We start from the raw sequence: 21,987 nt of genomic DNA, 5'->3' as shown, positions 1-21,987 counted from the left end.
TCAGTCGAGCAGGTCGTGGCGCACGATGACCGCGTCGCGCGCGGGGCCGACGCCGATCACCGAGATGCGGGTGCCGCTTATCCTCTCGAGCGCGAGCACGTAGTCCTGCGCGGTCTGCGGCAGGTCCTCGAACGTACGAGCGGTGGAGATGTCCTCGTCCCAGCCGGGGAAGTTCTCGAGGATCGGCGTCGCGTGGTGGAAGTCGGTCTGGTTGACCGGCACCTCGTCGAACCGCTGTCCGTCGACGTCGTAGGCGACGCAGACGGGGATCTCGGTGAGGCCGGTGAGGATGTCGAGCTTGGTGAGCACGAGGTCGGTGATGCCGTTGATCCGCGTCGCGTAGCGCGTGATCGGGGCGTCGTACCAGCCGACGCGGCGCGGCCGGCCGGTCGTCGTGCCGAACTCGAAGCCTCGCGAGCGCAGGAAGTCGCCGTTCTCGTCGAACAGCTCGGTCGGGAAAGGTCCCGAGCCGACGCGTGTCGTGTAGGCCTTCACGATGCCGACGATCCGGTCGAGACGGTTCGGTCCGACTCCCGATCCGGTCGCGGCGCCGCCCGCCGTCGCGGACGACGACGTGACGAACGGGTAGGTGCCGTGGTCGATGTCGAGCATCGTGGCCTGGCCGCCCTCGAAGACGACGACGTCGCCGGCATCCAGGGCATCGCTCAGCAGCAGTCCGGTATCGGTGACCATCGGACGCAGGCGCTTCGCGTACGAGAGCAGGTCGTCGACGACCTCGTCGACGGTGATGGCGCGGCGGTTGAAGATCTTCACCAGCAGGTGGTTCTTCTGATCGAGGGCGCCTTCGACCTTCTGGCGCAGGATGTTCTCGTCGAAGAGGTCCTGCACGCGGATGCCGGTGCGGTTGATCTTGTCGGCGTAGGTCGGGCCGATGCCGCGACCCGTGGTGCCGATCATCCGCTTACCGAGGAAGCGCTCGGTCACCTTGTCGAGGGTGCGGTGGTACTGCGTGATGATGTGCGCATTGGCGCTGACCTTCAGGCGCGAGACGTCGACGCCGCGGGCCTGAAGGGCGCCGAGCTCGGCGAACAGCACCTCGAGGTCGATGACGACGCCGTTGCCGATGACGGCGTTGACACCCGGCGACAGGATGCCGCTGGGCAGCAAGTGCAGGGCGTACTTCTCGTCGCCGATCACCACGGTGTGGCCGGCGTTGTTGCCGCCGTTGAACTTGACGACCCAGTCGGTGCGCTCACCCAGGAGGTCGGTGGCTTTGCCCTTGCCCTCGTCTCCCCATTGAACTCCGACGATCACGATGCCTGGCATGGGCTCTCCCCCGTTTATCGGACGGTTACACCCCATCCTATCGGGCGGGGTGACAGGGGTCGAAGGCGCACTGGCGCATACTCTGCCTGTCAGAGTATGGTCGCCCCATGATCCAGGAGATGCGGGAACCCACGTTCCTCATGCTGACGGCTCTCGCCGACGGCCCCAAGCACGGTTATGCCTTGATCGAGGAGGTCGACCGCGTCTCATGCGGACACGTGCGCCTCAAGGTGGCGACCCTGTACGCCGCCCTCGATCGCCTCGAGAAGGAGGGCACGATCCGCATCGCCCGCGAGGAGCGGGTGCAGGGTCGGGTTCGCCGCTACGTGGAGCTGACCCCCGACGGCGTCGACCTGCTCGCCGAAGAAGTCGCGCGACGCGAGGTGACCGTCGCTGAAGCCCGACGCCGGCTCTCGCTCCGACCCGCGTTCGGGGGTGCCCTGTGACCACGATCGACGACACCCCCTGGCGCCGCGCGCTTCGCGCCTACCCGCCGTCCTGGCGCGCCCGGCACGGCGAAGCGATGCTCGGCACGCTGCTCGACGAAGCCGAGGCGCGGGGGCGGGACGAACCCTCCCGCGGCGAACGCATCGCGCTGATGCGGAGCGGCCTCGCGGTCCGTGTCCTGGGGTGGATGCCGCGGCCCGCCCGCGAGGTACTGGCCACGGTGTCCGCGGCCACCGGCGTCGCCCTCGCCGTGATGTTCGCCGTCTTCAGCGGGTTCGAAGTGCGCATGGACTGGCGCCTTCCCCCCGAGGGCCAGAACCCCGACCTGCAGGCGAGTCCGGGACTCATCGGCGCGGGCCTGTGGGCGATCGCGTTCGTCCTGATCCTCTGCGACGCCGCACGGGCGGCGCGCATCGCGCTCGCGGCCGCGTCCGCCGCCGGCGTCGGAGCGCTCGTCTACGCGCAGATCGATCCGCTGGCCGGTCCGCGCGCGATCGTGACGGTGACACTCACGGTCGTCGCGCTGCTCGCCCTGCTGGCCCCGGTGCGCGCCCGCGTCGCAGCAGGCGCGACGGCGGCGGTGACCACCGGCATCCTCCTCTTCCTCCACCTCGCCTTCGAGGTGCCGCCCGGCAGCCCGTCGGACGCGATCTGGACCCGGGTCCTCACCGCGGAGTTCACCGGCCTCCTGGCGGGTGCCGTCTGGGTGCTCGCCCTCCTGGCGTCGATCGTGCGCGCTCGCACCGTCGCCCGCTTCGCCGCCGGCGTCGCGGGTGTCTGGACGATCATCTGCCTGATCCGCCTCACGATGTGGGACGTCGCGACCGGGATGCTGGGGCTCGCGGTCGCCGTCGCGGTCGGCGTCGTCGGGGTCGGGATCTTCCGCGCGGGTGCCCGATGGGGAAGCGAAACGCACCCACGGGAAGGCGCTGCCTGACACGGCTCGCGGCGCGCTAGGGTTCGGTCATGCGTACCCGAACGTGGCCGACAGTGTGGTCGGTCCTCCGGCTGATCGCGGCCGCTCTCATGATGTCCGCCGTCGTGACGCAGTTCGTGACGACGGTCCGGACCGCGATCGCGAACGATCGCGACGTCACGACGACGATCGCGAACTTCTTCAGCTTCTTCACGATCCTCTCCAACATCGTCGGAGTGCTGGCACTGCTCGCTGCGGTCATCTGGTTCTGGATGCGGCCGTCTCACGAGGAGCGCGAACCGGCCGGCGTCGCGCTCGGCCTCGCCGCGGCGACGACGTACCTCTTCATCACCGGCGTCGTCTACAACCTGCTGCTCCGGGGCTACCCGACATCCGACGACCACGTCGCCTGGGCGAACGAGATCGTGCACGTCGTCGCGCCGCTGTTCCTGCTGCTCGACCTCTTCGTCGCACCGACCCGCAGAGCCCTCCCCTGGCGCGCGGTCCTCGCGATCCTCGCGGTCCCGATCCTCTGGATCGGATACACCCTCGTCCGCGGACCTCTCGTGATCGATCCGACGGACGGTGTGGCGTTCTGGTACCCGTATCCGTTCCTCGACCCGAACGGCGTGGCCGGCTGGGGCGGTGTCGGCGCCTACATCGTCGGGATCGCGATCGCCTTCGTGGTCATCGGCGCGCTCGTCGTCTGGGTGGGGCGCCTGCGCACGCGGTCGGCGCGCGTCCCGGTCACGGCCTGACGGCGACGGAGGACTCGCGCACGATCAGGTGCGTGGGAAGCGGTGTGTCCTCGGTGAGGGCGTCGGGTTCCTCGACCGCGAGGAGGACCTTCTGCATCATCAGCTCGCCGAGCGCGCGGAAGTCCTGCCGCACCGTGGTGAGCGGCGGCGACAGGTAGGCGGCCTCGGGCACGTCGTCGAACCCGACGACGGCCACGTCGTCCGGAACGCGCAGACCGCGGGCGCGCAGGGCCGACAGCAGGCCGATCGCCATATGGTCGTTGCCCGCGAACACCGCGTCGCCTGACGTGAGGTCGAGGCTGCGGCCGATATCGGCTCCGCTGGCCGCCGTCCAGTCGCCGTGGAACGGATCGACGACCGCGAGCCGGTGCGCCCCGAGCTCATCGCGCCACCCGCGGATGCGCTCGACGGCATCGGGATTCCGGGCGGGGCCGGCGACGTGGAGGATACGGCGGTGCCCCAGCTCCGCGAGATGCCGCACGGCGGAGCGCGCGCCGCGGTACTGGTCGATCGACACGAGCTGACGGTTCCGCCGCTGCGTGGCGGCGGCGGCGACCATCGGCACGCCGAGGTCGAGCCCGCGGACGACCTCGAGCACGCCGAGGTCGGTCACGACGATCACGATCGCATCGACCCGTTGGCGGAGGAGGCCTTCGACGACGGCGCGGATGCTGGCGGCATCCGTGTCCGCAGCGGTCACCGAGTCGACCGAGTACCGCTCGACGCGCGCCGCGACGTTGAAGTGCATCGCGATCGACGTCGGCCCGAAGTCCGCCGTGCCCGGCGTGATCAGCCCGATCGTCCGCGTGCGCTTGGTGACGAGCGCACGGGCGGCCGGCGACGGGCTGTAGCGCAGCTGCGCCATCGCCTGTTCGACGCGAGCACGGGTGGCGGGACGGACGTTCGGCAGATCGTTGAGCACGCGCGACACGGTCTGGTGCGAGACGCCCGCCAGGCGCGCGACGTCGAAGATGTTCGCGGACTTCGCGCCGCGCTCGTCGCTCACGACTCGTCCTCGGGCCGGGCGACGAGCGCCAGCAGCGAATCGACCGTGAGCGAATCGGCCGGGATCGTGTCGACGAGGCGTCCGCTGCGCATGATGGCGATCCGGTTCGAGACCCGCAGCACCTCTTCGAGCTCGGCCGAGATGAACAGCACCGAGAGGCCGTTGTCGGCGAGGTCTGCGACGAGCCGCTGGATCTCGACCTTCGCGCCGACGTCGATGCCGCGGGTGGGCTCGTCGAGCACCAGCACCCGCGGCGACAGCGCGAGCAGGCGGGCGAGCAGCACCTTCTGCTGGTTGCCGCCCGACAGGGTGCCCGCGGGCCGATCCGGGTCGGCGGGGCGGATGTCGAGCGCCTCGATCCAACTCATCGCGAGCTCCCGACGGCGCGCGTTGCTAAGTCGGTGCAGGATGCCGCGATCGGCCTGCAGCGCGAGCGTGATGTTGTCCTGCACGCTCAGCTCGCCGATGATGCCCTCGGTGCGGCGGTTCTCCGACGAGTAGACGATGCCACGACCGATCGCGCGCCGCGGCGTCGCCAGCACGGCGGGCGTCCCCCGGACCTCGAGCTCACCGGCATCCGGTCGGTCCACACCCGTGAGCGCACGCGCGAGTTCGCTCCGCCCCGAGCCGAGCAGCCCCGCGAGTCCGACGACCTCGCCCTCGCCGATCGACAGGGTCGCCTCGGAGAGGCCCGTCCCCGAGGCGAGCCCGCGTCCGGCGAGCGCGATCGGGACGGATGCCGCGGCATCCTCCCTCTGGTGGACGTCCATCTCGTCGGCGCCGCGGCCGAGCATCTTCTCGACGAGGTCGATGCGCAGGAGCTCCGCCGGCACGTACTCGCCGATCAGGCGACCGCCGCGCAGGACCGTGATGCGATCGCAGATCTCGTAGACCTGGTCGAGGAAGTGCGAGACGAACAGCACCGCGACGCCGCGCGAGGTGAGTTCGCGGATCACGCGGAAGAGCTCAGCGACCTCGTCGAGATCGAGGCTCGAGGTCGGCTCGTCGAGCACGACGACGCGCGCGTCGACCGAGATCGCGCGCGCGATCGCGACGAGCTGCTGCACGGCGAGCGAATGCTGCGACAGCCGAGTGCGCGGGTCGATGTCGAGCCCGAGTCCCTCGAGGATCTCGGCCGCCCGGCGGTGGGTCTCGCACCAGTCGATCGCTCCGAAGCGGCGGCTCTCGCGGCCCAGGAGCACGTTCTCGCCGACCGACAGGTTCGGGAGCAGGTCGATCTCCTGGTAGACCGCGCTGATCCCGGCGGCGAGGGCATCGGCCGGCGAGGCGAAGTGCACCGGCTCTCCGCCGACGCGGATCGTCCCGGCTTCCGGTCGGAGCGCACCCGTGATCGCCTTGATGAGCGTCGACTTGCCGGCGCCGTTCTCGCCCATGAGTGAGTGGACCTCGCCCGGCAGCAGCCGGAAGTCGACCGCGTCGAGCACGGTCTCGGCGCCGAAGCGGACGGTCGCGCCGGTCACGTCCACGACCGGCGCGACCGCTGCTTCGCGCGCATCCATACGGACCATCATGCCCGCGGTGAGCCTCCCCCGAGGTTCACCGGGTCGTTCGCGCGGTCCGCGCGACCAGCAGACGCTGCACGACGACGAAGACGAGCAGCAGCGCGCCGATCGTGATGCGCGTCCAGGACTGGTCGACGCCGAGGAACGAGATCGCCGTCTTGATGGTGCCGTAGACGAACACGCCGATCATCGAGCCGAGGACGAACCCGCTGCCGCCCGTGAGCAGCGTGCCGCCGATCACCACCGCGGCGATCGTGTCGAGCTCGGTCCCGATGCCGTTCAGCGGGTACGACGCCCCGGTGTACGCCGTGAAGACGACGCCCGCGAGTCCCGCGCACACCCCGCTGATGACATAGGCCAGGAGCTTCGTCCGCACGACCGGCAGACCCATCAGGCGCGCCGACTGCTCGTTGCCGCCGATCGCGTAGATCGTCCGGCCGAACCGCGTGAACTGCAGGATCAGGATGCCGACGACCACCACGACGAGCGCGAGGATGCCGGTCGGCGTGATGTAGAAGCTGCCCGGGCCACCCTGCATGCGCGTCGACTGCAGCCACAGGATCGCCGGCTCCTCGACGCGGATCGACGAGAGGCTCACCATGAACGCGAGGCCGCGGGCCGCGAACATCGCCGCGAGCGAGGCGATGAACGGCTGCACCCCGAAGTACTGCACCAGCACTCCGACGAACAGGCCCATCAGCGCTCCGAGGACCAGCATGACCGGGATGACGAGGGCCACCGGCATCCCCTGGCTCAGCATGCTGGCACCCAGCATCCCGGTGAACGCCATGACCGCACCCACCGACAGGTCGATGCCGCCGGTGAGGATGACGAAGGTCATGCCGACCGCGAGGATCAGCAGGTACGCGTTGTCGAGCAGGAGCGCCGACAGCACGCGCGGGGTGACGAAGTTGCCGAAGTAGGCCTGCGCCCCGATGAGCATCGCGATGAGGATGACGACGGCGGCGAACACGGGCACCCATGAGGCGTGCCGGCTGCGGAAGCGCTGGATCGTGTCGGCGAACCCGCCGGTGCGGCCGAGGTCCGCGGTGACGGCGCTCACGAGGCCACCTCCACGGTGCGACGGCCGCCGCCTCGGACGGCATCGACCCCCTTCGCGAACAGCGACCGCGTCCGCGGCGACTGCACGAGAACCACGATCACCACGACGATCGCGAGGAACAGGGGGCTCACCGCCGGTGGCACCCCGAGGAAGGTGATCGTCGACTTGAGGGTCTGGATCGTGAAGACGCCGACGACGGTGCCGGCGATAGTGAACTTGCCGCCCATGAGGCTCGTGCCGCCGAGGACGACGGCGAGGATCGCGTCGAGCTCGATGTAGAGGCCGGCCGCATTGGCGTCCGCCGCCATGATGTTCGACGAATAGAGGATGCCGGCGAAGCCTGCCAGCAGACCGCTCGCCGCGTACGCGCCCCAGATGATGCCGCGCGAGCGGACACCCGCGAGGCGACTGGCCTCGGGGTTGATGCCGACGGCCTCGGTGAGGACGCCGAGGGCGGTCCGGCGCTGCAGCACCGCGACGATGACGATCGCGATGACCGAGACGTAGAAGGCGAACGGCAGGCCCACGAGGTAGCCCTGCGCCATGAAGCGGTAGGGCGCGCTCGTGATGGTCGTGATGAAGCCGCCCGTGATGAGGAGGGCCACGCCGCGACCGGCGAGCATGAGGACGAGGGTCGCGATGATCGGCTGGACGCCGACGACCGCGACGAGGAAGCCGTTCCACACCCCGAGCAGCAACGCCACGAAGACGGCGAGCGCGATCGCGACGAGCACGGTCGACAGGTCCTCGGGAGCGGGCGAGGCCGAGATGTAGGTGAGCGCGACGGCACCCGAGACCGCCATGATCGCGCCGACCGAGAGGTCGATGCCGCGCGTCGCGATGACGAGGGTCATGCCCAGCGCCACGAGCATGAGCGGCGCGCTGTTGCGCAGGATGTCGATCAGCGGGCCGTACAGCTGACCGTTCTGCACCGTGATCGAGATGAAGGAGGGTCGCGCGATCGTGTTGACGATCACGAGCACGAGCAGTGCCGCGATCGGCCAGACGAGGCGGTGCGCCAGGAAGCGCTTCAGGGTCGGGTTCATGCCGCTGTCTCCGGGTTGAGGCGAGACGACGTCGTCTCGCCGGACTCTTGCGCGATGAGGGCGACCAGATCGTCGACCGTCACGTCGGCGGCGTCCAGTTCGCCGATCTTAGAACGGTCGCGCAGCACGACGATGCGCTGGGCGATGCGGACCACCTCCTCGAGCTCGGAGGAGATGAAGACGACCGAGAGGCCCTCGGCCGCGAGCTCGGCGACCTTGCGCTGGATGTCGGCCTTCGCGCCGACGTCGATGCCGCGCGTGGGCTCGTCGAGGATGATCAGCTGCGGCGCCGTGGCGAGCCACCGCGCGAGCAGGACCTTCTGCTGGTTGCCGCCCGAGAGGTTGCGGACGAGCGCGTTCGGGTCGGCGGGGCGGACGCCGAGTGCCGAGATGTACTCCGAGACGATGGCGTCCCGCTCGGCGCGACCGATGGGGCGCATCGCGCCGCGCTTGGCCTGGATGCCGAGGACGATGTTCTCGGCCACGGTGAGGTCGGCGATGATGCCTTCGGCGCGACGGTCCTCGCTCGAGAAGGCGATGCGCTTGTCGATCGCGTTCCGCGGGTTGGTGATGCGCGCGGCATCCCCCCGCACTTCGTGCGTACCCGCGTCGGCGCGGTCGGCGCCGTAGACGAGGCGGACCAGTTCGCTGCGGCCCGAGCCGAGCAGGCCGGCGATGCCGACGACCTCGCCCTCGTAGACCTCCATGTCGACGGGTTCGATGACGTTCTTGCGGCCGAGGCCGGCGACCCGGAGCACCGGCGTCGCGCTGCGGTCGATCTCCCGCTCGGACGCGCGGGACAGCGCCTCGAGCTCGTCGAGCTGGCGGCCGATCATCTTGGCGATGAGTTCGCCTCGCGGCAGCTCGGCCGGCAGGTACTCCCCCACCAGCTGACCGTTGCGCAGGACCGTCAGGCGATCGGAGATCTCGTAGACCTGATCGAGGAAGTGCGTGACGAAGAGGATGGCGACGCCGCGGTCGCGCAGGCCGCGCACGACCGCGAAGAGCTGCTCGACTTCGCTGCGGTCGAGGCTCGACGTCGGCTCGTCGAGGACGAGCACGCGGGCGTCGGCGACCGTCGCGCGGCTGATGGCGACGAGCTGCTGCACCGCGATGGAGTGCGACGACAGGGCGGACCGCGGATCGATGTCGAGTCCGAGGGCGGCGAGGTACCGGGTCGCCTCGCGGTGGGTGGCGCGCCAGTCGATGAAGCCCGCCCGGCGCACCTCGCGGCCGAGCATGACGTTCTCGCCGACCGACAGGTTCGTGCAGAGGTTGACCTCCTGATACACCGTGGAGATCCCGGATGCCTCTGCGTCGGCGGTCGAGCGGAAGACCCGCTGCTCGCCGGTCACCTCGATCGTCCCGCCGTTGATGGCGTAGACGCCCGTGAGCGCCTTGATGAGCGTCGACTTGCCGGCGCCGTTCTCTCCCATGAGGGTGTGGACCTCACCGGCGCGGAGCGTCAGATCGACCCGGTCCAGGGCGAGCACGCCGGGGAACCGGATGGTGACGTCCCGCATCCGCACGACCTCGTCGTGCTGCGGAACGGTGGCCGGGGACTCCGGCGTGGCTGCGACATCGACCATGAGGCGCGCCTTTCCGTGATGACCGCCGGGGACCGGAATCCGGTCCCCGGCGGTGGTTCGGTGATCCGAGGGATCGTGAGGGGTCGATCAGTAGGGGCGGGAGTCGAGGACCTCGGCGGCCTGCTCCTGCGTGAACGACTGGTCCTCGACGATCGTGCGCTTCTCGACCGACTTGCCGTCGACCACGGACTTGACGAGCTCGGCGGCCTTCTCACCCAGGAGCGGGTTGCACTCGACGATGAAGTTGAACTCGCCGTTGGCGAGGGCGGTCATGCCGTCCTTCACCGCGTCGATCGTGACGATCTGGATGTCCTTGCCAGGGGTCAGACCCGCGGCCTTGATGGCGTCGAGCGCACCCAGGCCCATGTCGTCGTTGTGCGCGAAGAGGACGTTGATGTCCTTGCCGTACTTCTGGAGGTAGCCCTCCATGACCTTCTTGCCGCCGTCACGGGTGAAGTCACCCGTCTGCGAGTCGAGCACGTTCACGTCGCTGCCCTCGATGGCTTCGTTGAAGCCCGTGGCGCGGTCGAGCGCTGCCGACGAACCCGTGGTCCCCTCGAGGACGACGAGGTTAGCGCCCTTGCCGTCGAAGTTCTCCTTGACCCACTCGCCGGCGGTGCGACCCTCCTGCTCGAAGTCGAGGCCGACCCACGAGGCGTAGAGGTCGTCACTGGCCGAGACGGTGCGGTCCTCGAGGATGACCGGGATGCCGGCATCCTTCGCTTCCTTCAGGACGTCGTCCCAGCCGTCGACCGTGATCGGCGCGATGACGATCGCGTCGACGCCCTGGTTGATGAAGTTGCGGACCGCGGAGATCTGCGCCTCCTGCTTGTTGTCGGCCGCGTTGAACGTCAGCTTGAACCCGTTCTCCTCCGAGAACGCCTCCTTCATCGACTCGGTGTTGGCTGCGCGCCACCCGGACTCGGAGCCGGTCTGTGCGAACCCGACCGTGATCAGGTCGCCGCCGCCACCGTTGCCGCCCGCGCCGGGTGCGCCGTTGCCCGCGCATCCGGTGACGACGAGTGCCAGTGCCCCCAGCATGGCCGCTGCTGCGAAAGCAGTCTTCTTCATCCCAAAACCTCCTTGTTCGGGTCCGGCTCACCGCCGGTGTTCCGGGCCGCCATGGCTTCCGGTTGCTCGAATGTTAGCCTTCACATTTCGCGCGGCGCTAGATTGTGAGCGGTAACATTTCCGTAACGCGGCGGGCGGGTGGGGTGCCACCTCGCGGGGCGCGAAGAGACACGGCCCGCGCGATGTGAGCATTCACATACGGCGCACCGAGCCGCCGAGCGGAGATCCTCGCCGACACGCCGCGGGCCGGCATCCGTTCCCCCGCGTGTCGCCCGGATCTCCGCCGCACCGCCCGCGCGTAACCGCGCAGGGGGCCGGACCGCCCCCTCGATAGGATGGGGACCATGTCGAAGGTCCTTCAGTCCCTGCCCGTCGGCGAGCGCGTCGGCATCGCCTTCTCGGGGGGTCTCGACACCTCGGTCGCTGTCGCCTGGATGCGCGACAAGGGCGCCGTCCCCTTCACCTACACCGGTGACCTCGGCCAGTACGACGAGGACGACATCGCCTCGATCCCCGGCCGCGCACTGCAATACGGCGCTGAGGGATCCCGCCTCATCGACTGCAAGCCGATGATGGTCGAGGAGGGCCTCGTCGCCCTCTCGTGCGGTGCGTTCCACATCCGCTCGGGCGGACGCACCTACTTCAACACGACGCCGATCGGCCGTGCCGTCACGGGCACGATGCTCGTCCGCGCCATGAAGGAGGACGGCGTCGACATCTGGGGCGACGGCTCCACCTACAAGGGCAACGACATCGAGCGGTTCTACCGCTACGGCCTGCTGGCGAACCCCGCTCTGCGCATCTACAAGCCGTGGCTGGATGCCGACTTCGTCACCGAACTCGGCGGCCGCACCGAGATGAGCGAATGGCTCGTCGCACACGGCTTCCCGTACCGCGACTCGGTCGAGAAGGCCTACTCCACCGACGCGAACATCTGGGGCGCGACCCACGAGGCCAAGACCCTCGAACACCTCGACGTCTCGCTCGAGATCGTCGAGCCCATCATGGGCGTCCGGTTCTGGGACCCGGCCGTCGAGATCGAGACCGAAGACGTGTCGGTCACCTTCGAGGCGGGTCGCCCCGTCGCGATCAACGGAGTCGAGTACTCGGATGCCGTCGCCCTGGTCATGGCCGCGAACGAGATCGGCGGGCGCCACGGCCTCGGCATGAGCGACCAGATCGAGAACCGCATCATCGAGGCGAAGTCCCGCGGCATCTACGAGGCACCGGGCATGGCGCTGCTGTTCATCGCCTACGAGCGCCTGGTCAACGGCATCCTGAATGAGGACACGCTCGCGACCTACCACGAGCAGGGCCGACGCCTCGGCCGCCTCATGTACGAGGGACGCTGGCTCGAGCCGCAGTCGTTCATGCTGCGCGAGTCGATCCAGCGCTGGGTGGGGTCCGCGATCAGCGGCACCGTGACCCTGCGCCTGCGCCGCGGCGAGGACTACACGATCCTGAACACCGAGAGCCGCAACCTGTCGTACTCCCCCGAGAAGCTCTCGATGGAGCGCGTCGGCGACGCCGCCTTCGGCCCGACCGACCGCATCGGTCAGCTGACGATGCGCAACCTCGACATCGCCGACTCGCGCGCCCGCCTCGAGCACTTCGTGTCGCTCGGCATGATCGGCGGCGCGACCGCCGACCTGGTCGGCGAGCTCGAGCAGGGCGGCGCCGACGCCATCACCGGCAACTCCGGAGAGGTCGACGAGCTGGCGGGTGCGATCGACGAGGCCGGGGACTCGGCATCCTTCGACTTCGGCGCCGACTGAGAGCTCGCTGAATTAAGTTGCACACGATTGTGCAACTTCGTATGATCGTGGCGTGACCACGACTGCATCGCCGCGTCGTCCGAGAAAGGATGCCGCGGCGAACCGCGCGGACATCCTCGCGGCGGCAGCGGCCACCATCGCCCGAGACCCCCACGCTCCGATCGACGCCATCGCGCGCGCCGCCGGACTCAGCCGTCGCGCGCTCTACGGGCACTTCGACGACCGAGACACGCTGCTGCGCGCCATGATCCTGGGCGGCGCCGAGCGCTTCAACGCGCTGGCCGGGGACGTCGACGACAGCGGTCCCGCGCCCGTCGCCCTCGCCCGGCTCGCCCTCGCGCTGTGGGACGGCGCGGCCGACGTGCAGTTCGCCGCAACCGTGGCTCTCGACGACTCGCACATCGAGGAGACGGCCGCCGTGCTCACTCCGGTGCGACGGCGGGTCCTCGCGATCGTGACCCGGGGCCGCGACGAGGGGACGATCCGCACCGACATGCCCGCCGCGACGGTCGCCCGGCTCATCGAAGAAGCCGCGCGCACCGTCATCACCCGGCTCGACACCGCGCGGCCCGAAGCCGCGTCGGTCGCCGTTCGGGCGATCCTGGGCGTCGCCGGGCTCGGCTGGCAGGAGGCCGACGAGGTGCTCGAAGGAGCCCGCGCGTGAAGATCGTGCTCGACGACGTCTCGAAGGGTCGCGCCGGCGGCATCCTTCCCGCGACCGACGCCACGTTCGCGTCGGGTCGCGTCACCCTCACCACCGCCGAGACCGAACAGCGCCCGTCGGTGCTCGGTCTCATCGCCAGCGGACGCATGCGCTCCGACACCGGCACCGTCACGATCGACGGCCGCCGCAGCCCCCGCCGGATGCGGAAGGTCGTCGCCCTCGTCGACGCTCCGGACGTCAACGACCCGGCACCCGACGTCGCCGTCGTCGGCGTGGTCGAAGAAGAGCTCATGTTCGCCGGGCGCCGCGCCGATCCGCTGTCGGCCCGCCGCTGGCTCGACGAGCACGGCTGGCGCACACTCGCCCGCACACCCATCGGGCAGCTCGACGCCGACGACCGCATCCGGATGCTGCTCGAACTCGCCGTCCTCCGACGCGGCATCGAGGCGCTCGTCCTCGTCTCGCCCGACCGTCACGGAGGCGATCCCCGGCACTGGCAGCGCATCGCCGAGGATTTCGCCGCACGCGGCTTCGCCGTCCTCGTCATCGCCGGTACGGCCGCCGCCACGGCCCTCGAGGCTGAGCCCCCCGCCCGCCACAGCCGTGTCGGTCGGCCCCGCGTCCGGGCCACCTCGGCGCTGCGCTCCCGGCGCCGTGCCCTCACCGACTCTTCGACCGAAGGCATCCTCTCGTGAAGATCCCCGCTCTGTTCGCGGCCGAGCTGCGCCGCCTCACCTCGACCCGCATGCGGGTCATCGCGCTCATCGCGCTGATCCTCGTGCCGGTCCTCTACGGCGGCCTGTATCTGTGGGCGAACCAGGACCCGTACGGCAATCTGTCGGAGGTGCCCGTCGCCCTCGTCGTGCAGGACGAAGGGGCCACCCTCAACGGCGCCGACCGCAACCTGGGCGACGAGGTCGCCGACTCGCTGCTCGAGGACGGCAGTTTCGACTGGCACGAAGTGGATGCCGCCGGCGCCCGACGCGGCCTCGATGACGGCTCGTTCGACTTCGCCGTCACGCTCCCCGCCGACTTCACCTCATCCGTCGCGTCCATCTCGTCGAAGGACCCTCGGCAGGCCGAGATCGACCTCACCACCAACGACGCCAACAACTACCTCGCCTCGACGATCGGCAGTCAGGCGGTCTCGCGGATCCGCACGACGGTCACGGAGAAGGTGGTCCGCGAAGCCGGGCTCACGATGCTCGACGCGCTCAACACCGTGCGGGTGAAGCTCCTCGATGCGGCCGACGGGGCCGGTCAGCTGGCCGACGGACTCGCGAGCGCCGGCGACGGAGCGGACACGCTCGCCGACGGCGCCGCCACCCTCGCGGACGGGACGACGAAGCTCCGGACCGGTGCCGATTCACTGGCATCGGGCGTCGACACGCTGTCCGACGGACTACAGTCCCTGACCTCGGGCGCAGAGCAGGTCTCGGACGGCACGGCGAAGCTCCGCAGCATCGCCGACCGCGTCGGCTCCGCCGCAGACCGGGCCGCGTCCGCCGTCCCATCGCTCCGTGACGACCTGACGGCACGGCTGCAGGAGCAGGGACTCGACGCCACCCAGATCGCACAGGTGCTCGACGTCGTCGACCCGATCGGCACCCGCGTCGCCGACCTCGACGCGCGCGTGCAGCAGGCCGTCGCGCAGATCGACACCCTCGACGACGGCGCCGCGCAGGTCGCCGACGGCAGCGCCAAACTCGCGTCGGGGGCGGCCACGGCCGCGACCGGCGCCCACACCCTCGCCGACGGAGTCGCGAGCGCCGACGCCGGTGCGCACAAGCTCGACGAGGGATCCCACACCCTGGCCTCCGGCATCCACACCCTCGACGACGGCGCCACGAAGCTCCGCGACGGCCTGCAGAACGGTGCGCAGCAGCTCCCCGACGACAGCGCCGACACGCGCAAGGCGCAGGCGTCCACCCTCTCGGATCCGGTCGGCATCTCCGAGGCCTCCGTCACCCAGGCGCAGAACTACGGCGCGGGCCTCGCGCCGTTCTTCGCCGCCCTCGCCGGCTGGATCGGCATCTACGCCCTGTTCCTCATCGTCAAGCCGATCTCGAAGCGCGCGGTCACGGCGCTCCGCTCCCCCGTCCGCGTCACCCTCGCGGGGTGGCTCACGCCGGCCGCCCTCGGCGCGGTGCAGATGGTGTCGCTGTTCGGCGTGCTCTCGATCGCCCTGGGCTTCTCGTTCACGCATCCGCTGCCGACCCTCGGCATCCTGCTGCTCGCATCGGCGACGTTCGCGGCGATCATCCTCGCCCTCAACGTCTGGCTGGGATCGGTGGGGCAGTTCGTCGGACTCGTGCTCATGGTGCTGCAGCTCGTCACCGCGGGCGGCACGTTCCCGTGGCAGACCCTGCCGGCACCCCTCGCCGCACTGCACCACGTCCTGCCGATGGGGTACGTCGTCGACGCGATGCGCCAGGTCATGTACGGCGGGGTGGCCGGACGCGCCTGGACGGATGCCGCGGTCCTCGCGACCTGGCTGGTCGGCGCGCTGGTGGTCGCGGTCGCGGGCGTCACGCGGATGACGTTCCGCCGGACGATGCGGGACCTGCAGCCGAGCCTGATCGGCTGAGTCAGCCGCCCGCGGCGGGCGGGGTCTCCTTCGCCTCGGCGAGTTCGTCGACGTGGAGGTTCCGGCGATCGATCGTGCCGTTGCGGTAGGCCTGCCGGCCGACCATGTGCGCCGAGAGCGGCGCGGTCGCGAACTGAATGAGCAGGACGGGGACGAGGAAGGCCACGACCGCCCAGGACTGCAGCTCGAGGCCGATCGCGATGGCGATCAGCAGCAGTCCCAGCACCTGAGGCTTCGTGGCGGCGTGGAGACGTGTGGGGACGTCCCGGAACCGCATCAGCCCGATGGCGGCCGTGAGGCACAGGAGCGCGCCGACGAGGATCAGCAGCAGCGCCACGACGTGGAGGATCTCGGTCATCGGTCGACCTCCGAGTCGCGTCGCGCCACGAAGCGGGCGATCGAGACCGATCCGAAGACGCCGACGGCGGCGACGATCAGCAGCACCGGCAGGGTGCGGGTGTGATGGTTGATGGCCATCTCGGCGCCCAGCGCGCAGATGAGGAGCGTCAGGAGCACGTCGGAGGCGACGGCGCGGTCGAGGATCGACGGACCGATGATGATGCGCCAGACGGTCATGAGGGCGGCGACGCCGAAGACGGCGCAGATGAGGACGATGAGGACGGTGGTCACGAGCTCTCCTCCTTCACGCGCGTGCGGACGTCCGCGGCACCGGCCTGCGATGCGCGGACGGCGTCGAGCTGAGCCCGCGAGCCGACCGCCCGCACGAGTCGCGCCTCCCAGCGCTGCACCATCCGGCGCTGCTGCTCCACCTCGGCATCCGTCGACGCTCCGAGGACGTGCAGGTAGAGGATGCGGCGGTCGCGATCGGTCTCGAGGACGAGGGATCCCGGGATGAGGGATGCCGTGACCCCCACGTGCGCCATGATCAGGTCGTCGTCGGTAACGAGCGGCACGGCGACGACCGAGACGCCGGGCTGACGTCCTGGCCGCACGACCTGCCACGCGACGACGAGCGAGCCCTTCACGACGGCGCCGAGGAACTGGAGCGTGAAGACGACCAGCCACCAGGGGTTGAGTCGTCCCGACAGTTCGACGGGGGGCAGGCGGAAGACGCTCGTCACGAAGACGGCGACCACGACGCCGGTGAGGAAGGCGAGCACCGTGAACTGACCCCACAGCAGCATCCAGAGCGCGACGAGCCACAGGAAGAACGGCAACTGCCGCCAGATGCCGGTCAGCGCGCTCCGCTGGATGTCAGTTCCCACCGTTCACCTCCTCCTGCAACTGGGTGAGGCTCACGGGGTTCAGGAGCGACGCTCCCATGCTCGCGCACAGGTGGTAGAGCGGACCGGCGAAGACGGTCAGTGCGACCGTCACGGCGACCATGCCCGTCGTCGAGGCGGTCATGATGCGCGGGATGACGCGGCGTTCCGTCTGGACGCCAGCGGCGGGGGCGTCGTCGAGGTACGAGATGCGGTCGATGACGCCGGACTCCTCGTTCGCGTCCTCCTCCTCGCGCCAGAACGAGAGGTTCCAGGCGCGCATGAGGGCGTACAGGGTGAGGAGCGACGTCAGGATGCCGGCGACGATCAGCGCGTACATGATCGGCGTACCGACGGCGGCGGCCGCATCGAAGAGCGCGTACTTGCCGATGAACCCCGAGAAGGGGGGCAGTCCGCCGAGATTGATGGCCGGGATGAAGTAGAGCACGGCCAGCAGCGGCGCCGCGCGCATGAGTCCCTTCACCTTGAGGATCGAGGTCGATCCCGCGCGGCGCTCGACGAGCCCGACCGCCAGGAAGAGCGTCGTCTGCACCACGATGTGGTGGACCATGTAGTAGATCGTGGCGCCCAGCGACGCGGGCGTCGCGATCGCGAGCCCGAACACCATGTATCCGATGTGGCTCACGAGCGTGAACGACAGGATGCGCTTGAGCTCGGCCTGGGCGACGGCACCGAGGATGCCGACGATCATGGTGGCGAGCGCGACGATCAGGAGCAGCTGGTTGACGTCGTTGTCGCGGAAGATCTGCGTCTCGGTGCGGATCATCGCGTAGACGCCGACCTTGGTCAGCAATCCCGCGAACACCGCGGTGACCGGAGCCGGGGCGGTCGGGTACGAGTCCGGCAGCCAGAACGACAGCGGGAAGACCGCGGCCTTGATGCTGAAGGCGAGCAACAGCATCAGATGCAGCACAAGCTGCACCTCGTCGGGGAGCTCCCCCATCCGGTCGGCGAGCTGCGCCATGTTGACGGTGCCGAGGGCGCCGTAGATCGCCGCGATGGCGGCGAGGAAGAGGATCGACGAGACCAGCGAGACGACGATGTAGACGACGCCGGTGCGGATGCGGGACTCGGTGGACCCCAGCGTGATGAGCACGTACGACGCCACGAGCAGGATCTCGAACCCGACGTAGAGGTTGAACAGGTCGCCCGCGATGAACGCGTTGAAGATGCCGGCGGCGAGGATCAGATACGACGGGTGGAAGATCGAGACCGGTGTCTCCTCGTCGCCGTCGGCTGCACCCTGCCCGACGGAGAAGAGGAGGACGGCGAGCAGCACGATGCTGGAGACGAGCACGAGGAGCGCGGCCAGCCGGTCGACGTACAAGACGATGCCGAACGGGATCGGCCACCCGCCGACCGACACGGCCAGCGGTATCCCGCTGACATCCACGTAGTACAGCAGCACGGCGGCGATGACCGCGGCGACGGTGAGGGTGACGATCGAGACCCCGACCTGCACCCGACGCCGACGCCCGAAGATCAGCGCGATGCCCGCCCCGAGGAGCGGCAGCGTGACGAGCAAGGGGACGAGGGCGGTCATCGGTGCCCTCCCGGCTTGTCGGTGGGGGCGTCGTCGCGCAGTTCGGCGATGTCCTGCGCGTGGAGGATCACGATGGGGGAGGTCTCCGTCCCGATGAAGTCGGTCGTGGCGTCGTCGTCCTCGTCGGTGATCTCGTCGTCCATCGTCTCTTCGTCGCGCGCACCCCGCTCGCGCACCTCGCGGTCGGCCTCGTCGTCGGCGACCGTGTCGGCCTGTCCCAGCTGCCAGGAGCGGTAGATGAGCGCGAGCAGGAACGACGAGATCGCGAATGTGATGACGATGGCCGTCAGCGACAGGGCCTGCGGCAGCGGATCGCTGAACTCCTCACCCTCGCCGTCGCTGCCGAAGAAGGGCGCGACGCCGGGAGCACCCATGACGATCAGGAGGAAGAGGTTCGCGGCGTTGCCGAGCAGCAGGAAGCCGATGAGCACGCGCGTGAGGCTGCGCTCCAGCATCGCGTAGACGCCGGCGGCGAAGAGCACACCCATGATGATCACGAGGACGAGCGAGACGGTCATGCGCTCACCCGCTCCCGCTGTGTCTGCGTCTGCCGGTCGACCTCGGCGCCGAGCGAACGGAGCACGTCGAGGACGAGTCCGATCACGACGAGGTACACGCCGACGTCGAAGATCGTCGAGGTCACGAACTCGACCTCGCCGAGTAGGGGGATCTCCGCCTCCCAGTACGTGCTCGTGAGGGGCGCGGCACCGAAGAACAGCGGCACGATCGCACACGACAGGGCGAGCACCATGCCCGCGCCGAGGAGTCGGCCGGCATCCGTCGGCGCGGCCGCACCCAGCTCCCACCGTCCGCCGGCGACGTAGCGCATGACGAGTGCCATACCGGCGACCAGGCCGCCGGCGAATCCGCCGCCGGGCAGGTTGTGGCCGGCGAACAGCAGGTACACCGACACGACGATGATCGAGTGGAAGAGGACGCGCACGATCACTTCGAGCAGGAGCGATCTGTTCTCGGGCTTCACCTTCAGTCCGCCCACGAGCCACGCCTGGCGGGTCGAGCCCGGCGCCGTCGAGCGGGGGCGCGGTCCGTCGGCCGTCTCGACGAGGGGACGGCGGCTGCGTCCGGAGCTCGTCGGGAGAGAGGGCAGGACGCGGCTGTCGGAGCGATTGGTGACGAAGACGAGGGATGCCACGCCTGTCGCCGCGAGGATGAGGACCGAGAGCTCGCCCATCGTGTCCCACCCGCGCAGGTCCACGAGTGTCACGTTGACGACGTTTTTGCCGTGCCCGATCTCGTAGGCGAGGTCGGGGAACGGACCCGAGACCGGGTCGGCCACGCGGGCACCCGTCGCGATGAGGGCGACGGCCGCCATCGTGATGCCGACCCCGATGCCGATGACGGCGCGGACGACGGGGAGCACCGACGCGTTGTGGTCGCCCAGGCGAGCCGGGATGCGGCGGAGCACCAGCGCGAACGCGATGAGGGTGACCGTCTCGACGAGGATCTGCGTGAGGGCGAGGTCGGGGGCGCCGCTGGTCGCGAACAGGAGCACCATGCCGAGACCCGTGACCGAGACGAGCACGACTCCCGTGTAGCGCTTGCGTGCGCGGATCGCGACGATGCCGGCCAGGATCATGACGGGAGCGGCGAGCAGCTGCGCCGGGCTCTGCCAGGCGTCGACGGCGATGCGCCACTCGGTCGAGGCCAGCAGGGCCGTCGCCTCGGCGGCGATGAAGACGACGAAGATCGTCCCGACGTAGAACGGCAGCGAGCCGCGCTGGGTGAGCGACGTCGTCCAGACCGAGACCTTCGCGACGCCGCGCAGCGACAGGTTGTAGACGTCGTTCGCCGTGAACGGCAGCATGCGGGCCTTGAGCGGGCGGCGCTGCGTGATCCAGAACAGCAGCGCGCCGAGGGCGATCGAGCCGAGCGAGAGGAAGAGCGCGGGCTCCCACCCGTGCCAGAGCGCGAGGTGGTATTCCTTGCCGCCCTCCTCGAGCGGGATGCTGTCGGCGTAGCCCGCGAGACCCGAGTCCAGCAGCGGCGCGGTGACGCCGGCGACCATGGTCAGCCCGCTGAGGACGACCGGCGCCACGAGGAAGCCGATCGGCGGGTCGGGCCACTCCGTGCGCTCACGCGGCGCACCGGCGGCATCCTTCTTCGTCCAGAAGGCGCCCCACACGAAACGGATGCCGTACGCCGCCGTCAGAGCGGAACCGCCGAGGATCCCGATCAGGGGGATGAGGGCCGTCGCGGAGGCGCCGCCCTCGAGGAACGAGGTGAGGGCCGCCTCCTTCGCGACGAATCCGACCGTGGGGGCGACGCCGGCCATCGAGGCGATCGCGATGATCGAGAACGTCGCGAGCGTCGGCGCTTGACGCCCCACCCCTGAGAGCTCGCCGATGTCACGGGTGCTCAGCTGACGGTCGATGACGCCGACGATGAGGAACAGCGCCGACTTGAAGAGGGCGTGTCCGACGAGGAGCGCCAGGCCGGCGAGGGCGCTGTTCCGTTCGCCGTAGCCGAGGACGACCGTGAGCATGCCGAGCTGACTGACGGTGCCGAAGGCGAGGATGCGCTTGAGGTCCGACTCGCGCATCGCCTGGAATCCACCGAGGAGCATCGTGAAGATCCCGAGGCCGATGACGATGGGTCGCCATGGGTCGGTGTCCGCGAAGGCGGGCGCGAAGCGGGCGATCAGGTAGATGCCGGCCTTCACCATGGCGGCGGCGTGCAGGTAGGCGCTGACCGGCGTCGGCGCGGCCATCGCGCCGGGGAGCCAGAAGTGGAACGGGAAGATGGCCGACTTGCTGAGGGCCCCCACGAGGAGCATGACGATCGCGGCATTCAGGGCGACGGCCTCGCCGCCCTGGAAGACGGGCCCGGTCTCGATCATCGTGGTGATGCTCGTCGTGCCGTAGAGGACGACGAGCATGACGACGCCGATAAGCATGACGAGCCCGCCGAGCGTCGTCACGAGCAGGGCCTGCAGAGCGGCGCGTCGGCTCGCGCCGCGGCGGTGGTAGAAACCGATGAGCAGGTACGAGAGGACGCTCGTGACCTCCCACAGCATGATGAGCACGACGATGTCGTCGGTCAGCACGAGCCCGTACATCGCACCCGCGAAGGCGAGGAGGACCGCCGAGAACGTCGCGAGGCCCTCGCGCTTGCCGGCGAAGTACCAGCGGCAATAGAGCATGACGAGCGCGCCGACGCCGGTGACGATGAGCGCCATGACCCAGCCGAGCACGTCCATCCGCATCGACAGCTGGACCTTGAGATCGGGGATCCAGGCGTATGTCTCGAACGGGATATCACCGTTCAGCACACGCGGGGCCTGCAGCGCCGTGTGCACGAACGCGGCGATCGGGACGAGAGCCGCGACGAGGAAGGTGCGGGAGCCGAACCGGGCGACGAGGGCCGGCAGTAGGAGCGGTACGAGGGCGAACGCCGCGAGGAGGATCAGCAACCTGGCCTCCTTGTGCAATCGCGGGGGTCGAGATGTCC

20 protein-coding genes are annotated in these 21,987 nt (G+C 69.7%); 7 read left to right on the top strand and 13 right to left on the bottom strand.

Translation table 11 applies throughout. The features are described from left to right. A complete protein-coding gene (locus ABCU91_RS03105; protein ID WP_413354752.1) occupies nt 1-1,287 on the bottom strand; it encodes an adenylosuccinate synthase in 1,287 nt (428 codons plus the stop codon). Between the two features lie 107 nt (nt 1,288-1,394). Between ABCU91_RS03105 and ABCU91_RS03100 the strand changes: the two genes are divergently transcribed. From ABCU91_RS03100 to ABCU91_RS03090, 3 genes are read left to right on the top strand one after another with little or no spacing between them, the layout of a single operon-like run. Further along, complete coding sequence (locus tag ABCU91_RS03100; protein ID WP_413354751.1) at nt 1,395-1,733, top strand: PadR family transcriptional regulator; 339 nt, start codon at nt 1,395-1,397, stop codon at nt 1,731-1,733. Beyond that, a complete protein-coding gene (locus ABCU91_RS03095; protein ID WP_413354750.1) occupies nt 1,730-2,671 on the top strand; it encodes a hypothetical protein in 942 nt (313 codons plus the stop codon). Before ABCU91_RS03100 ends, ABCU91_RS03095 begins: the two co-directional genes overlap by 4 nt. A gap of 29 nt (nt 2,672-2,700) precedes the next feature. Then, entirely contained in the window at nt 2,701-3,408 is a 708-nt protein-coding gene (locus tag ABCU91_RS03090; protein WP_413354749.1) for a Pr6Pr family membrane protein, read from the top strand. Here the strand turns inward: ABCU91_RS03090 and ABCU91_RS03085 are convergent. The 6 genes from ABCU91_RS03085 to ABCU91_RS03060 form a co-directional block, all read right to left on the bottom strand. Further along, nucleotides 3,398-4,414, bottom strand: a complete 1,017-nt coding sequence (locus tag ABCU91_RS03085; RefSeq protein WP_413354748.1) for a LacI family DNA-binding transcriptional regulator — start codon at nt 4,412-4,414, stop codon at nt 3,398-3,400. The genes ABCU91_RS03090 and ABCU91_RS03085 overlap by 11 nt on opposite strands. Further along, nucleotides 4,411-5,934 carry a sugar ABC transporter ATP-binding protein gene (locus tag ABCU91_RS03080; protein ID WP_413355365.1) on the bottom strand — a complete coding sequence of 508 codons (1,524 nt, stop codon included), beginning with the start codon at nt 5,932-5,934 and terminating at the stop codon, nt 4,411-4,413. The genes ABCU91_RS03085 and ABCU91_RS03080 overlap by 4 nt, the downstream gene beginning before the upstream one ends. 37 nt (nt 5,935-5,971) lie before the next feature. Continuing rightward, entirely contained in the window at nt 5,972-7,000 is a 1,029-nt protein-coding gene (locus ABCU91_RS03075) for an ABC transporter permease subunit (protein WP_413354747.1), read from the bottom strand. Further along, nucleotides 6,997-8,046, bottom strand: a complete 1,050-nt coding sequence (locus tag ABCU91_RS03070) for an ABC transporter permease (protein WP_406923008.1) — start codon at nt 8,044-8,046, stop codon at nt 6,997-6,999. Before ABCU91_RS03070 ends, ABCU91_RS03075 begins: the two co-directional genes overlap by 4 nt. Then, entirely contained in the window at nt 8,043-9,635 is a 1,593-nt protein-coding gene (locus ABCU91_RS03065) for a sugar ABC transporter ATP-binding protein (protein ID WP_413354746.1), read from the bottom strand. The genes ABCU91_RS03070 and ABCU91_RS03065 overlap by 4 nt, the downstream gene beginning before the upstream one ends. A gap of 87 nt (nt 9,636-9,722) precedes the next feature. Further along, complete coding sequence (locus tag ABCU91_RS03060) at nt 9,723-10,706, bottom strand: ABC transporter substrate-binding protein (RefSeq protein ID WP_413354745.1); 984 nt, start codon at nt 10,704-10,706, stop codon at nt 9,723-9,725. A gap of 344 nt (nt 10,707-11,050) precedes the next feature. On the opposite strand from ABCU91_RS03060, the gene argG reads away from it, so the two are divergent. The 4 genes from argG to ABCU91_RS03040 are packed head-to-tail and all read left to right on the top strand — an operon-like array spanning nt 11,051 to nt 15,732. Beyond that, on the top strand, nt 11,051-12,481 hold the full coding sequence (argG, locus tag ABCU91_RS03055) for an argininosuccinate synthase (protein WP_413354744.1): 1,431 nt from the start codon (nt 11,051-11,053) through the stop codon (nt 12,479-12,481). A gap of 52 nt (nt 12,482-12,533) precedes the next feature. Next, nucleotides 12,534-13,145 carry a TetR/AcrR family transcriptional regulator gene (locus tag ABCU91_RS03050; RefSeq protein ID WP_406923012.1) on the top strand — a complete coding sequence of 204 codons (612 nt, stop codon included), beginning with the start codon at nt 12,534-12,536 and terminating at the stop codon, nt 13,143-13,145. Beyond that, nucleotides 13,142-13,840 carry a hypothetical protein gene (locus ABCU91_RS03045; RefSeq protein WP_413354743.1) on the top strand — a complete coding sequence of 233 codons (699 nt, stop codon included), beginning with the start codon at nt 13,142-13,144 and terminating at the stop codon, nt 13,838-13,840. The genes ABCU91_RS03050 and ABCU91_RS03045 overlap by 4 nt, the downstream gene beginning before the upstream one ends. Continuing rightward, nucleotides 13,837-15,732 carry a YhgE/Pip family protein gene (locus tag ABCU91_RS03040; RefSeq protein ID WP_413354742.1) on the top strand — a complete coding sequence of 632 codons (1,896 nt, stop codon included), beginning with the start codon at nt 13,837-13,839 and terminating at the stop codon, nt 15,730-15,732. Before ABCU91_RS03045 ends, ABCU91_RS03040 begins: the two co-directional genes overlap by 4 nt. Nucleotide 15,733: 1 nt before the next feature. Here ABCU91_RS03040 and mnhG read toward each other — a convergent pair whose 3' ends face one another. From mnhG to ABCU91_RS03010, 6 genes are read right to left on the bottom strand one after another with little or no spacing between them, the layout of a single operon-like run. Further along, nucleotides 15,734-16,090 carry a monovalent cation/H(+) antiporter subunit G gene (gene mnhG / locus ABCU91_RS03035; RefSeq protein WP_307466674.1) on the bottom strand — a complete coding sequence of 119 codons (357 nt, stop codon included), beginning with the start codon at nt 16,088-16,090 and terminating at the stop codon, nt 15,734-15,736. Beyond that, entirely contained in the window at nt 16,087-16,308 is a 222-nt protein-coding gene (locus ABCU91_RS03030; RefSeq protein ID WP_373457715.1) for a monovalent cation/H+ antiporter complex subunit F, read from the bottom strand. The genes mnhG and ABCU91_RS03030 overlap by 4 nt, the downstream gene beginning before the upstream one ends. 50 nt (nt 16,309-16,358) lie before the next feature. Continuing rightward, complete coding sequence (locus tag ABCU91_RS03025) at nt 16,359-16,958, bottom strand: Na+/H+ antiporter subunit E (protein WP_413354741.1); 600 nt, start codon at nt 16,956-16,958, stop codon at nt 16,359-16,361. After that, entirely contained in the window at nt 16,948-18,519 is a 1,572-nt protein-coding gene (locus ABCU91_RS03020; RefSeq protein WP_413354740.1) for a Na+/H+ antiporter subunit D, read from the bottom strand. The genes ABCU91_RS03025 and ABCU91_RS03020 overlap by 11 nt, the downstream gene beginning before the upstream one ends. Next, on the bottom strand, nt 18,516-19,037 hold the full coding sequence (locus ABCU91_RS03015; protein WP_091358158.1) for a Na(+)/H(+) antiporter subunit C: 522 nt from the start codon (nt 19,035-19,037) through the stop codon (nt 18,516-18,518). Before ABCU91_RS03015 ends, ABCU91_RS03020 begins: the two co-directional genes overlap by 4 nt. Further along, nucleotides 19,034-21,949: a Na+/H+ antiporter subunit A gene (locus ABCU91_RS03010; protein WP_413354739.1), complete on the bottom strand. Its 2,916-nt coding sequence runs from the start codon at nt 21,947-21,949 to the stop codon at nt 19,034-19,036. Before ABCU91_RS03010 ends, ABCU91_RS03015 begins: the two co-directional genes overlap by 4 nt. Nucleotides 21,950-21,987 lie beyond the last annotated feature (38 nt).

The sequence above is a fragment of the Microbacterium phoenicis genome, assembly GCF_047302325.1.
GTDB lineage: Bacteria > Actinomycetota > Actinomycetes > Actinomycetales > Microbacteriaceae > Microbacterium.
This window is presented reverse-complemented; position numbering and strand designations above follow the sequence as displayed.

Coding starts and splice junctions, on each gene's coding strand:
- ABCU91_RS03090 (WP_413354749.1), top strand. CDS start 2,701: ATGCGTACCCGAACGTGGCCGACAGTGTGGTCGGTCCTCCGGCTGATC.
- ABCU91_RS03030 (WP_373457715.1), bottom strand. CDS start 16,308: ATGACCGTCTGGCGCATCATCATCGGTCCGTCGATCCTCGACCGCGCC.
- ABCU91_RS03070 (WP_406923008.1), bottom strand. CDS start 8,046: ATGAACCCGACCCTGAAGCGCTTCCTGGCGCACCGCCTCGTCTGGCCG.
- ABCU91_RS03080 (WP_413355365.1), bottom strand. CDS start 5,934: ATGGATGCGCGCGAAGCAGCGGTCGCGCCGGTCGTGGACGTGACCGGC.
- ABCU91_RS03060 (WP_413354745.1), bottom strand. CDS start 10,706: ATGAAGAAGACTGCTTTCGCAGCAGCGGCCATGCTGGGGGCACTGGCA.
- ABCU91_RS03065 (WP_413354746.1), bottom strand. CDS start 9,635: ATGGTCGATGTCGCAGCCACGCCGGAGTCCCCGGCCACCGTTCCGCAG.
- ABCU91_RS03105 (WP_413354752.1), bottom strand. CDS start 1,287: ATGCCAGGCATCGTGATCGTCGGAGTTCAATGGGGAGACGAGGGCAAG.
- argG (WP_413354744.1), top strand. CDS start 11,051: ATGTCGAAGGTCCTTCAGTCCCTGCCCGTCGGCGAGCGCGTCGGCATC.
- mnhG (WP_307466674.1), bottom strand. CDS start 16,090: ATGACCGAGATCCTCCACGTCGTGGCGCTGCTGCTGATCCTCGTCGGC.
- ABCU91_RS03020 (WP_413354740.1), bottom strand. CDS start 18,519: ATGACCGCCCTCGTCCCCTTGCTCGTCACGCTGCCGCTCCTCGGGGCG.
- ABCU91_RS03100 (WP_413354751.1), top strand. CDS start 1,395: ATGATCCAGGAGATGCGGGAACCCACGTTCCTCATGCTGACGGCTCTC.
- ABCU91_RS03015 (WP_091358158.1), bottom strand. CDS start 19,037: ATGACCGTCTCGCTCGTCCTCGTGATCATCATGGGTGTGCTCTTCGCC.